Annotated in this window: 13 protein-coding genes; 4 read left to right on the top strand and 9 right to left on the bottom strand. The window is 66.0% G+C overall.

The window, feature by feature from the left end; translation table 11 throughout:
- Window positions 1-92: 92 nt before the first annotated feature.
- The 7 genes from FKP22_RS09545 to flhD form a co-directional block, all read right to left on the bottom strand.
- Window positions 93-497, bottom strand: a complete 405-nt coding sequence (locus tag FKP22_RS09545; RefSeq protein WP_141287262.1) for a hypothetical protein — start codon at window positions 495-497, stop codon at window positions 93-95.
- Between the two features lie 80 nt (window positions 498-577).
- Window positions 578-1,210: a protein phosphatase CheZ gene (locus FKP22_RS09540; RefSeq protein ID WP_211361353.1), complete on the bottom strand. Its 633-nt coding sequence runs from the start codon at window positions 1,208-1,210 to the stop codon at window positions 578-580.
- Between the two features lie 31 nt (window positions 1,211-1,241).
- A complete protein-coding gene (gene cheY / locus FKP22_RS09535; protein ID WP_141287261.1) occupies window positions 1,242-1,640 on the bottom strand; it encodes a chemotaxis response regulator CheY in 399 nt (132 codons plus the stop codon).
- A 59-nt stretch (window positions 1,641-1,699) separates the two neighbouring features.
- Entirely contained in the window at window positions 1,700-2,638 is a 939-nt protein-coding gene (gene motB / locus FKP22_RS09530; RefSeq protein WP_141287260.1) for a flagellar motor protein MotB, read from the bottom strand.
- A 102-nt stretch (window positions 2,639-2,740) separates the two neighbouring features.
- Entirely contained in the window at window positions 2,741-3,598 is an 858-nt protein-coding gene (gene motA, locus FKP22_RS09525; RefSeq protein ID WP_141287259.1) for a flagellar motor stator protein MotA, read from the bottom strand.
- Between the two features lie 364 nt (window positions 3,599-3,962).
- A complete protein-coding gene (gene flhC, locus FKP22_RS09520) occupies window positions 3,963-4,631 on the bottom strand; it encodes a flagellar transcriptional regulator FlhC (protein ID WP_141287258.1) in 669 nt (222 codons plus the stop codon).
- Window positions 4,632-4,710: 79 nt separating this feature from the next.
- A complete protein-coding gene (gene flhD / locus FKP22_RS09515) occupies window positions 4,711-5,034 on the bottom strand; it encodes a flagellar transcriptional regulator FlhD (protein WP_141287257.1) in 324 nt (107 codons plus the stop codon).
- 359 nt (window positions 5,035-5,393) lie between these two features.
- Here flhD and FKP22_RS09510 point away from each other — a divergent pair, with 359 nt between their 5' ends.
- The 3 genes from FKP22_RS09510 to FKP22_RS09500 are packed head-to-tail and all read left to right on the top strand — an operon-like array spanning window position 5,394 to window position 8,489.
- Window positions 5,394-6,434 carry a polysaccharide deacetylase family protein gene (locus tag FKP22_RS09510; protein WP_141287256.1) on the top strand — a complete coding sequence of 347 codons (1,041 nt, stop codon included), beginning with the start codon at window positions 5,394-5,396 and terminating at the stop codon, window positions 6,432-6,434.
- 20 nt (window positions 6,435-6,454) lie between these two features.
- Entirely contained in the window at window positions 6,455-7,792 is a 1,338-nt protein-coding gene (locus FKP22_RS09505; protein ID WP_141287255.1) for a hypothetical protein, read from the top strand.
- Window positions 7,785-8,489 carry a class I SAM-dependent methyltransferase gene (locus FKP22_RS09500; protein ID WP_141287254.1) on the top strand — a complete coding sequence of 235 codons (705 nt, stop codon included), beginning with the start codon at window positions 7,785-7,787 and terminating at the stop codon, window positions 8,487-8,489. Before FKP22_RS09505 ends, FKP22_RS09500 begins: the two co-directional genes overlap by 8 nt.
- Before the next feature lie 24 nt (window positions 8,490-8,513).
- Here FKP22_RS09500 and FKP22_RS09495 read toward each other — a convergent pair whose 3' ends face one another.
- Complete coding sequence (locus FKP22_RS09495) at window positions 8,514-10,058, bottom strand: methyl-accepting chemotaxis protein (protein WP_141287253.1); 1,545 nt, start codon at window positions 10,056-10,058, stop codon at window positions 8,514-8,516.
- Between the two features lie 319 nt (window positions 10,059-10,377).
- Between FKP22_RS09495 and FKP22_RS09490 the strand changes: the two genes are divergently transcribed.
- Window positions 10,378-10,881 (top strand): hypothetical protein, encoded by a 504-nt coding sequence (locus tag FKP22_RS09490; RefSeq protein ID WP_141287252.1) that lies wholly within the window; start codon window positions 10,378-10,380, stop codon window positions 10,879-10,881.
- Between the two features lie 8 nt (window positions 10,882-10,889).
- Here the strand turns inward: FKP22_RS09490 and FKP22_RS09485 are convergent, their stop codons facing one another.
- Window positions 10,890-11,705: a hypothetical protein gene (locus FKP22_RS09485; protein WP_141287251.1), complete on the bottom strand. Its 816-nt coding sequence runs from the start codon at window positions 11,703-11,705 to the stop codon at window positions 10,890-10,892.
- Window positions 11,706-11,789: the final 84 nt, after the last annotated feature.

Genomic DNA, 11,789 nt, shown 5'->3' with positions numbered 1-11,789 from the left:
CCCATTAAGCGGCCGGCGCCGAGCCGCCTCAAGGCGGCCGCGCAACCCGCTCGGCGGGTGGTCTCAGGTATCACCTGGGACCGGGTGCCCCATCATTGATCATCCTCGCGGATCCAGGAGAAGCCGGAGGACTTCTTTTCCCCGGTCTTGCGGGTGCGCAGGATGACGTCAAAGCCCTGGAAGCCGCCGTTGGCGATGCCGTTGAGCAGGCCGCAGACGTCTTCGCGGCTGAAGGCGTCGCAGTCGCGGCGGAACTGCTTGATGGCAGCGGCCAGGATCTCGCGCGGCACCGACTGATGCGTGGCCAGCACCAGCAGCAGCGCGGGGTAGAGCTCGCTGCCGGCCCGTTGGCAGATCACGCGGATGCGTTGCAGCGCGTCGGCTGGCGTGGCCCGGTGCTGCGGCAGCAGCCAGGCCAGGGCCTGCGCCACGGGTGCGTCAAGGTCTTCTGCTTCGGCGGTTGCTGCGGCGGCAGCGGGGTCTGCTGTGTCGCTCATGGGCGTGGCGGGAAGGAGGGCGGCGGATGGCAAAACGCGCCCGGGCTGGGGCGCGTTTGTCAGGTGGATGCAGGCGGGGCTCAGAAGCCCAGGCTGGCCAGCAAATCGTCGACTTCACCCTGGTTGGTGACGACGTCGGTGCGACCTTCGGCGTTCACCACCGGGCCTTGCAGCATCTGCGGCTCGATCTTCTCGCGCTGTTCCGGCGGAATGACTTGCACCAGCAGCTTGACCAAGCTGTCTTCCAGGTCGTTGGCCAGCGTCACCACCTTGGCCACCACCTGGCCGGTCAGGTCATGGAAGTCCTGCGCCATCATGATGTCGGTCAGGTGGTTGTCGATGCGCGAAGTGGCGCCTTCGACTTCCTTGACGAAATTCATCACCGAGCCGGAGGCCACGGCGCGAACCGGGTCGGCCACGATGGCCGCTGCCATGTCGCGCGTCAGTTCGGTGATGCGGGCATGGTCGGTCTTGGCCTGGTCGACCGAGTTCAGCACCTTGTTGGCGGCTTCTGCTGTCTTGGTGGCGATGTAGGTCAGCCGGCTGCGGGCGTCGGGCAGGCCGTCTGTGGCGGTTTGCAGCTTGGGCATCACGCCCAGTTGCTGCATGGTGTCGTGCAGCACGCGGGTGATGTTGCCGAGTTGCTGAAACACTTCCGGCGAGACCATCAAGGGCTCGACGGGTGCCACGGCGGTCAGATCTTCCATTTTCATGGCTGGGTCCCTGTTGTTTGGGGTGATCGCATCAGGCCGTGGCGGCCAGCTTCTGCATGATCTTCTGGACTTTTTCTTCCAGCGTTGCCTTGGTGAAAGGCTTGACGATGTAGCCGGCGGCGCCGCTTTGGGCGGCCAGCACGATGTCTTCCTTGCGCGCTTCGGCAGTCACCATCAGCACCGGCAGGTGCTTCAGGGTGTCGTCGGCCTTGATGGCCTTCAACAGGTCGAAGCCGTTCATGTTGGGCATGTTGATGTCGCTGACGACGAAGTCGAACTTCGCGCCTTTCAGGATGTTCAACGCGACTTGGCCGTCTTCGGCCTCCTCGACGTTGTTGCAGCCCATTTCCTTCAACAGGCCGCGCACGATGCGCCGCATGGTGGAGAAATCGTCAACAACAAGGAATTTCAGGTCGGTGGGGTTGCTCATGTCGGGTTCCTCTCGGCGGTCTTGAGAGCGTTATCGGCGGGGGGTGGGCACACTTGAGTTCAATGTGAAGGCTTTTCTTCGGCCGCCTCCGGCGCCGTGGCCGGCGCGGCTTCCGGCAGAGGCTCCGGCGCGGTCTTGAACACACGGTCTTCGGCTTCCCGGTTCATCACGATGATCGAGATGCGGCGGTTGCTCGGGTCAGTGGGGTCCTGCCGGTTGAAGGGCTGGCTGAAGGCCAGGCCCTGCACCCGCAGCACGCGGTTTTCGGCAAGGCCGCCGGCCATCAGCTCCCGTCTCGAAGCGTTCGCCCGGTCGGCCGAGAGCTCCCAGTTGCTGTAGCCGCGTTCCCCGCCGGGGAAGGGGGTGGCATCGGTGTGGCCTTCCACGGTCAGCAGGTTGGGCACGTCGCTCAAGACCTCGCCGATCGCGCGCAGGAGTTCTCGCATGTAGGGTTTGACGATGGCGCTGCCGGAGTCGAACATCGGCCGGTTCTGGTCGTCGACGATCTGGATGCGCAGCCCGTCGCGTGTCATGTCCAGCCGGATCTGCGAGGACAGGGCCTTGAGCTTCTCGCTGGCGCCCATGCGCTGCTCGATGTTGGCCTTCAGTTCCTGCAGCCGCCCGGCCTCGGCGCGCAGCTGCTCGGCTTTCAGCGCCTGCAGGTTGAAGGTGCGCTTGCCGGCTTCGATGTCGCCGCGCTTGACCTGGCCGCCGCTGCGGGTGAGGTCCTCGCCGCCGCCCTTGATGACGGACGACGCATCGCCGGCACCGGAGCCACCGCCCATCGCCACCTTCAGCGGCGACTGGAAGAAGTCCTGCAGGCCTTTCTTGTCGCCCTCGGTCGTGGAGCCCAGCAGCCACATCAGCAGGAAGAAGGCCATCATCGCCGTCACGAAGTCGGCGTAGGCGATCTTCCAGGCGCCGCCATGGGCGCCATGGCCGCCCTTCTTGACGCGCTTGATGATGATGGGCTGGAGCTTTTTCGCATCACCCGCCATGGCTCAGGTCTCCGTTGGTGAAGAGTTGGCTGCCGCCGGGCCGCCCCAAGGCAGCCGCTCCCCCTCGGGGGGGCGACGCTGTACTCAGCGTCTTGGGGGCTGTCATTTCTTCTTGACGTGGCTTTCGAGCTCGCCGAAGGTCGGGCGCTCGGTGGAGTACAGGACCTTGCGGCCGAATTCGATGGCGACCTGCGGTGCGTAGCCCTGCATCGAGGCCAGCAGCGTGGTCTTGATGCATTGCAGTTCCTTGCCGTCTTCGTCGATCTTCTGTTCCAGCAGGCCCGCCAGCGGTTCGGCAAAGCCGTAGGCCAGCAAGATGCCCAGGAAGGTACCGACCAGCGCCGAGCCGATCATGCCGCCCAGCACCGCGGGCGGCTGGCCCACCGAGCCCATGGTGTTCACGACACCCAGCACCGCAGCCACGATGCCGAAGGCGGGCAGCGCGCCGGCCAGCCGGGCGATGGCCGCCGAAGCGCCGTGCGCCTCGTGGTGGTGGGTTTCGAGTTCGGTGTCCATCAGCGACTCGATCTCGTGGGCATTCAGGTTGCCCGAGACCATCATGCGCAGGTAGTCGGTGATGAATTCGGTCACGTGGTGGTCATGGCCCACCACCGGGAATTTCTGGAACAGCGGCGAGTTGTGCGGATCTTCCACATCCTTCTCGATCGACATCAGGCCTTCCTTGCGGGCCTTCTGCAGGATCTCGAACAGCAGCGCCAGCAGCTCCATCGCGCGGGCCTTGGAGTACTTCGAGCCCTTGAAGCAGGCACCCAGCCCCTTCATCGTGGCCTTCAGCACTTTGGGCTGGTTGTTGGCCACCATGGCGCCAATCGCGCCACCAAAGATGGTCAGCATTTCAAAGGGCAGGGCGTGCAGGATCACCCCGATGTTGCCCCCGTGCGCGATGTACACGCCGAAGATGCAACCGATGGCGAGCAGCCAACCGACGATGACGAACATGGTGTGGAGTTCCGAATCTCGTGGAGTCGCCAGGAGTGCGACCCTTGGCGAACATATCGGCGCTGAGCATCGCCGGCTTGAGACTTGCGGAAAGGCGGAAAAGCAGCCCAAAGCCACGGCGACAGGCAGCGAAGTCGCCTCCCCAAAGAAAAATGGCGGGCTCCGCCAGGGAGTCCGCCAGGAAAGCACAGGGGAGTGCTAGGAGGAGACAAGCATGAAACGCTGCAGCGGGGTCCTGCGGGAAGCAAGCACTGCGTAAGGGGTTCTTCGGCAGCGGCGGCGTGAACTTGAGCCGGGCTCGGGTTGATGCCAGGGAAATTGCTGCCGGGTCGGGAATTCGGTGGGGGTCAGGGTGGCGGTGGCGTCAGTGGGCTTCGGCCGACGAATCGATCACCTTGCCGTTGCTGAGCACCAGGTCCGCTTCGTCTGCTGCGGCGGCCGCTGCGGCAAGGGCGCTGGCTTCCTGCTGGCTTTGCTGCACGCGCTCGGCCGCGCTGGGCAGCTGCAGGGCGCCTGCCTGGCGGCCCTTGCCGGCGCGGGCCGGCGGGTTGCACAGGCCGCAGATGAAGTGGCGGGCGATCTCGTGCGGGTGGGTCACGTAATGGCCGCCGCAGCCGGTGCACTTGGTCATGGTCAGCATGCCGTTGTCGACGAACTTGACCAGGCGCCAGGCGCGGGTGACGGAGAGCATGGGCTCCAGGCCTTGCGAAGCGGTCTGCTCCAGGTAGAGCTGGTAGGCCTTGATGACGGTGTCGATCTCTTCGAGTTCCGAGGTCTTGTTCAGGTACTCGTGGATGTTCAGGAACAGGCTGGCGTGGATGTTGGGCTGCCAGGTCATGAACCAGTCGGTGGAGAAGGGCAACTGGCCCTTGGACGGGCTCTTGCCAGAGACTTCCTTGTACAGGCGCAGCAGGCGCTCGTAGGACAGGTCGGTTTCAGATTCCAGCACCTGCAGGCGGGCGCCCAGGTTGATCAGGATGACGGCACGTTCGATCTGCCGTGCTTCTGTCAGGATGCTTTTGCTGCGGGCCATGGTCTTCTCTCCGTCCTGTTGATTTGATCTGTATCGGTGTCAAGGCTGTCCGGCAACCCGCCGGACCAGGGACATCAGGTCAGGCCGCCTCTTGATGGCGGCCGGCCATCAGGATCGAGGCATGCAGGCGAGACACGCTGTCGTTCGAGGCCGACTTGCCGTGGCTGGTCAGCAGGCCCCAGACCAGGTCGTCGTCCATGCGGAAGCGGCACAGCAGCGTGTTGCCGGTGGCGATCTTCATCATCTGCGCCGGGGTCAGCGCGCTGATCAGGTTGGCGGTCTCTTCCGAAACACCCAGGCGGAACAGGGCTTGTTCGCGGTCTGAGCGGATCAGGCTCTGGGCCAGCATCAGGTAAGACAGGTTGGCTTCGCGGATCTCGGCGAGGATTTGGTTGGTGTCCATGTGTCTGCTCCTAAGAGTGGCTGGCGGCTTGCCGGGTGAAGATCAAGATGCGATGGAGTGAACTGTAGGGATGGATACAAAGCAGAAACATCGGGGTACTTCCGCGGCTTGAGTCCCCGTTTTCACTATCCGCGTGTCAGGCAAATTCCTACACGCTGGCGGCAGGGTCTCCTGCAAAGCGCCCAAAACCCGCCCTCTCCGGGCAAACCGCGGGCCACTTGTGCAGCCGCGAGATGCCCCGAAAAGCGCGTTCACATCAGCGCTTTGCCGGCTCAAGTGCGCTCCTAGACTGGCTTCACGCCTCGCGGCCCGCCCGCATGGCGCCACATGCCAGCCAGAGACAACCCAGGAGCGCCTCCGTGAAACCCTATCTGATCCTCTACCGCGCGGGTCCCGGCTCCCTGCATCCGCACACCATCGAACGCCTGGAGCAGCAGAACTTCGACTATGCGCTGTCCTGGTTCGGCGATGAACACCCCCAGGCGCCCGGTGCGGTCTTTGTCCACATGCAAAAAGGCCCGAAGTACCCCGGCCTGGAACGCACGCTGGCGGCCAACTGGGAACTCATTTCGAAGTACCGCTACGTCTGGATGCCGGACGACGACCTGCTCTGCGTGCCCGAGCAGGTTTCGCGCATGTTCACCACCTGCGACGAACTGCAGCTCGAACTGGCCCAGCCCGCGCTGACGCCCGATTCCTACTTCGTGCACCCCATCACGCTGCAGCACGCCGAATTCCAGCTGCGCTTCACCAACTTCGTCGAGATCATGGCGCCGGTGCTGTCCATCGACATGCTGGCGCGGGTATTTCCCACGCTGGCCGGCAACATCAGCGGCTACGGGCTGGACAGCGTCTGGCCGCGCATGAGCAAGCTCGGCCGCGTGGCCATCCTCGACGACGTGCCGGTCAAGCACACCCGGCCGCTGGGCGGGCCGAACTACAAGTTCAACCAGCAGGCCGGCCTGACCGCGCTGCAGGAAGACTGGATCACCTGCGCCAGCCATTTCATCGACGCCAACGGCGACTTCCAGATCAACTACGGCGGCCTGCTGCAGAACGGCGACGCCATCGCCATCGGCGAGTCCGAGGAAGAGATGGAGCTGATGCTGCAGGCGCTGCTGTCGTCCTGCAGCCAGGTGCCGGTGACGGCGCTGCAGGTCACGCGCTACCTCGGCCAACACTACCAGTACTGGGGCGGCGGCCAGCAGAACCGGCTGCGCTACCCGCGCTCGCTGATCAGCTCGCTGCTGGAACGCGCCGTCAAGCCCACCGGCATGCGCTTCAAGAAGCCGGCCGCCAAGCAGGCTGCGACAGCGCCGGCCGCCCCGCCAGCGCCGACACCCGCGCCCATCCACACGGTCGCCTCGCCGATGCAGTCCTTCGGCCTGCACGCCCGCTGAAACCCTCACTGCTCACGCGCATGCACTACACCACCATCGCCTGCCTGGACGACCTCAGCCGCGACGCCTTCTGGCCGGCCAAGGAGTTCATGTACGACCTGATCCGCGTGCCCGTTTTCCATGCCACCGGCATGGACCTGGGCAAGTCGCCGCGCCGCGGCCAGCGCCACAACCTGAAGCCCGGTTTCGACACCGCGCACTTCCTGCGCCTGTGCGGCGCCGGCTCCGGTGCGCACGACTGGGCCGCGCTGTACCTGGGCATCCCGGCCCCTGCGGCCGACTACCTGAACGCCCACGTGCCCGAAGGCGCGCTGATCGTCGGCTACGAAATGCCGGCCTGGCTGCGCCAGGCGCTGGACCAGGGTGGCCACGCCTGGCTGGACATGCGGCTGTCGCCGCTGCGCTTTGCCAGCGACCTGTACATGGCCCTGGGCACCAACCGGCCAGACCTGTACGCCCGCCTGCTGCCGCACGCCCAGCGCATGGACGAGGTCTTCTCCGAAGCCTCGCTGATGGCAGCACAGGTCCGCTACCGCCAGCGCTACGACGAATCCGCTGGCCCGTATGACGGCGCCTGGATCTACATCGGCCAGACCGAGGCCGACGCTTCGCTGATCAACCCGCAGGGCCGTTTTGCCCGCGTGGCCGACCATGCCACCACGCTGCGCCAACTGGCCGGCAATGAGCGGCTGGTCTACAAACCGCACCCGCTGGCCCACGGTTTTGCCGCGGCCGAGCACCAGCAGCTCGAACGCATCCTCGGCCGCGCAGTGCCGCTTTGCGCGGCCGAAACCTACGAGCTGATGGCCGGCGAGCGCCCGGTGCGTTTCGTGGGCCTGTCTTCTGGCGTGCTGCAGGAAGCGCAGTGGTTCGGCAAGGAAGCCGTCTCGCTGATGGCGCCGATCTGCCAGCCGGCCTTCCAGCCCGAGCATGGCCCCGAGGCCTACCTGCAGATCGCCTCGCACGATTTCCTCAGCGAGCCCATGTGGGCTGCCGCATTGAACCCCGAGGCGTCGCGGGCGCATCCACTGCGCCACCCGCCGCGGCCCAACCATTTGCGCGAACTGCACAACACCTGGTGGGGCTATGCCAGCCACAGCGCGCGCCACAGCGACTTCTACCGCCAGGTCTTCGCCTTGCACGGCAGCCGCCGCGACGATGGCGCCAGCAGCGACACCATGCGCCAGGCCCTGACCCAGGCGCACCACCAGATCGACACCCTGCGCCAGGAAGTGGACGGCCTGAAGGATGCGCTGCGCGTGGTCATGCGCCAGACTGCAGCCCGCGTAAACCGGCCCGAGCGGCCCGAACGCCCCAAGCACCCCGAACGCCCCGCCGGGCTGCGTGTCAATGGCTGAGCTTTCCCCCCGCGCCGCCAACGACCCGCGCGCCGACGAACGCCTGCCCGGCTTCGAAGTGCTGGGCCTGAAGCGCCCGCAGTTTGCCGACCTGGCGCTGTGGACGCTGCTGTCCGACTACGACTTCGATAGCGTGCTGGACGTGGGCGGCGGTGCCGGCGAGCACAGCGAGGTCTTCCTCGCGTTCGGCAAGCAGGTCACCACGGTGGACTACGGCAAGTCCGTCTACTTCGAGCGCCGCAGCCCGCAGCTGCAATGCGTGATCGGCGACTTCAACACGCTGGAGCTGCCCGAGCGCTACGACTGCGTCTGGTGCAGCCACGTGCTGGAACACCAGCTCGACGCCCAGCGCTTCCTCGGCCGGCTGCACGGTGCGCTGCGCGAAAGCGGCGTGCTGGCGCTCAGCGTGCCGCCGATGAAACACCAGATCGTGGGCGGCCACGTCAGCCTGTGGAATGCCGGCCTGCTGCTGTACCGCCTGGTGCTGGCCGGCTTCGACTGCCGCCAGGCCCGCGTGCGCCAGTACGGCTACAACATCTCGGTGCTGCTCGAAAAGCGCAGCATCGAGGTGCCCGAGCTCGCCTTCGACTGCGGCGACATCCGCCGCCTCAAGGCCTTCCTGCCGGCCAACCTGCCGTTCGCCAGCAACGACCTGGACGACCCGTTCGACGGGAACCTGCAGCGGCTGAACTGGTGAAGGCAGGGGCAGCGTGCAGCGTGTTCAGCGGAATACGCTGACCGCTTCGACCAGCCGGGTGGCCTGCTGGCGCAGGCTTTCCGAGGCGGCGGTGCTTTGCTCCACCAGTGCCGCGTTCTGCTGGGTGATCTCGTCCAGGTGGCCCACTGCCTGACCCACCTGACCGATGCCGGTGGTCTGCTCGTGGGTGGCGGAGCCGATCTCGGCGATCAGGTCCGAGACGCGCTGAACCTGTTTCACGATGTCTTCCATGGTGCGACCGGCGTCGTCCACCAGCTTGGCGCCCGATTCGACCTTTTCCACGCTGCTGCCGATCAAGGACTTGATCTCGCGGGCGGCGTCCGCGCTGCGCTGGGCCAGGCTTCGCACCTCGCCGGCCACAACGGCAAAGCCGCGGCCTTGTTCGCCCGCGCGGGCGGCTTCCACGGCGGCGTTCAGTGCCAGGATGTTGGTCTGGAAGGCAATGCCATCGATCACGCCGATGATGTCGGCAATCTTCTTGGAGCTTTGCGTGATGTCGTGCATGGTGTTCACCACCTGCGACACCGCCTTGCCGCCGCGCGTGGCGGCTTCGCAAGCCGATCCAGACAACTGGTTGGCCGTGGTCGCGGTTTCGGCGCTGTTGCGCACCGTGGTGGTCATCTGCGTCATCGAAGAGGCCGTCTGCTGCACGCTGGAAGCCGCCTGCTCGGTGCGCACGCTGAGATCCTGGTTGCCCTGCGCGATCTCATGGATCGCGGTCTGCAGATTGAGCACCTGCTCGCTGACGTCATCAATCAGCCAGCGGAACATCAGGCCCAGCTGGCTGACGGTGCGCAAGGTCATGCCGATCTCGTCGACCCGGTCCATGTGCACCGACTTCTGGCTCTCGCCGCTGGCCACGCGCAGCGCCTGCGCGCGCAGTTGTTCCAGCGGCTTGGCGATCTGGGCTTCCAGCCACAGGCAGGCAAGCAGTGTCAGCGCCGCATTGGCGCCGGCAAACTCTGCCAGCGCCACGCCGCTCACATCCAGCAGCGCTGCCGCAGCGGTCAGGGTGGGGGCCAGCATCATCAACGGCAAGCGAATCCGCCAGCGAACCGACAGGGTCTTGAACATGGACCGCCATGCGGCCAGGCCGGTGCGGACCACCAGCCCCTTGTGGAAGCGCCGGCTGCCGGCCTTGCCCTCGCGGACCTCACGGTAAAACTGCTCAGCCCCTGCGATTTCCTCACGCGAGGCCTTGGTGCGCACCGACATGAAGCCTGCGACCTTGCCATCGCGCATCACCGGGGTGGCATTTGCGCGCACCCAGTAGTGGTCGCCGTTCTTGCGCCGGTTCTTGACCAGGGCTGTCCAGGGCTCACCGCCCTTGAGCGTGGCCCACATGTCGGCGAAGGCTTCGGCCGGCATGTCGGGGTGGCGCACGAGGTTGTGGGGCTTGCCATGCACCTCTTCGCGTGTGAACCCGCTGACCTCCACGAACGCCGCATTGGCATAGGTGATGTGGCTCTGCGTGTCCGTGGTGGACATCAGGGTCGCGTTGTCAGGGAATTCGTATTCCCGTTGGGTGATGGGTTGGTTGTCGCGCAATTGGATGCCTCGAATGGTTCTGGTTGTGCCGCGGCCAGCGGGCTGACGTGTCCTTCGACGAATGAGTGGAGACACATGAGCGCGGTTTCGGGCCAAGCGTGATTTCGTCCCGGCCAAGAGGGACCGTGTTCAGACACAGCGCCGCCTACCCTGCCATTTGCCGGCAACGGCCCGAACGCTCCGTTCGACGGCAGCCTGCAGCGACTGAACGGGTGAAGCTGTGTTGGTGAGGCCTTGGCCGGCACCTCGCCGGCCGGTGGTCTGACAGACAGGCAGCTGGGCGCTGGAAAAAATTCGCCAGCACTTCCAGGCAGGCCAGATGAAGCTCGTACAGCGTCTTTTCAGCATTGTTCATGGCCTGATGGCCGCACTCTTCGCTTTTGCCGCGCTCATGCTGATGGTCATAGCCGCCCGCATGGGCTGGCAGGCCTTCATGGGCGGACTCGATGGCACTGCCGCGCAGGCCATCATCGAGGCCGTCGGCCTGCTGGCCGCGGCGGTGGTGGCGCTGCAGATCGCCGAGACCATTGCCGAGGAAGAGGTGATCCGCGACGCGGACATCAGCGCACCGACGCGCGTGCGGCGTTATCTTTCGCGTTTCTTCGTGGTGGTCGTGGTCGCGCTGGGCATCGAAGGCCTGGTGGCGAGTTTCAAAGCCATCCATGAAGACCTGGCGCTGCTGCCGCACGCGGCGGCGCTCATCGTCTCGGTTGGCGTCTTGCTGGCCGCCTGGGGCGTGTTCATCCGCTTCAACCGGTCGGCCGAAGAGCTGGAACCGGAGGCGATGGCCGCTGCCAAGGAAGAAGACCACAAGGTCGAGTAGCGCGCCGCTCAGGCTGCTTGTGCCGCAGCCTCGTACAGGCCGATGTAGCGCTGCAGGCCCAGTTGCCGCACCAGTGCGTCGAACGGGGCAGTCGGCAGGCCAGGATACGGTTGCCAGTCGGAACCGGGCCGGATCGGCGAGCCCAGGTCCATGCCGCCGTGGCCGGCCTCGCCCCTGGCATAGAACTGGTGGGCGCGCAGCAGGTCGTCGTGCGGGGTCAAACCCAGGCCCTGACAGGCGCTGCGCAGCGTCGGCAAGGTCTGGTTGACAAGGTCTTCGTAGTGCAGCAGCGGCCGGCCGCTGGCCTTCAGCTGCTGGGCGCGCATGGCATAGAACAGCAGGAACTGCTCAAGTGGGTCGCTCATCGCGGCGAGCTGGCGCGAGAGCACCGGGTCCATCGCGTCGCACCAGGCGAGCAGCCGCGGCAGGCGCAATGTGCGCCAGTTGCGCAGGTGCTGCTGGTCGTTCGCATGCTTGCCGGCGTCGTAGGTCCACAGGGACACGAACATCGCGTACGGGTTGCGCACCAGGCTCACGCCGCGCCAGGCATGGCGTGGATGGAAGACGCCTTGCTTGAGCAGCAGGTGGGTGGCGCTGGCTTTCAGCGCCGGGCCGAGAAGGCGCTCGACCTCCACGCGCGGCATGCGGTTGGCCGGCCAGATGCGCAGCAGCTTGAACAGCGCGGTTTCGGCCGCGGTGTTGCCCACGCGCAGGTCGTGCACCACCTGCACTTGCGGGTGGACCGAGAAGGTGCGCAGGAACAGGGTTTCGCCGGACCGGGCCATCGAGCCCAGTTGCACCACGCGCAGGTCGTTGGCTGGCATGCGGGTTCGCCTCGGCTCAGCGGCGGGTGCCGGCCAGCGTGTGCATGAGGGGGTGCAGGGCTGGCGAGAAGTGGGTCTGGGCGC

The sequence above is a fragment of the Ideonella azotifigens genome, from assembly GCF_006519715.1.
GTDB lineage: Bacteria > Pseudomonadota > Gammaproteobacteria > Burkholderiales > Burkholderiaceae_C > Ideonella > Ideonella azotifigens.
Note: the sequence above shows the minus strand (reverse complement) of the source record. Positions and strands in the feature narration are given on the sequence as shown.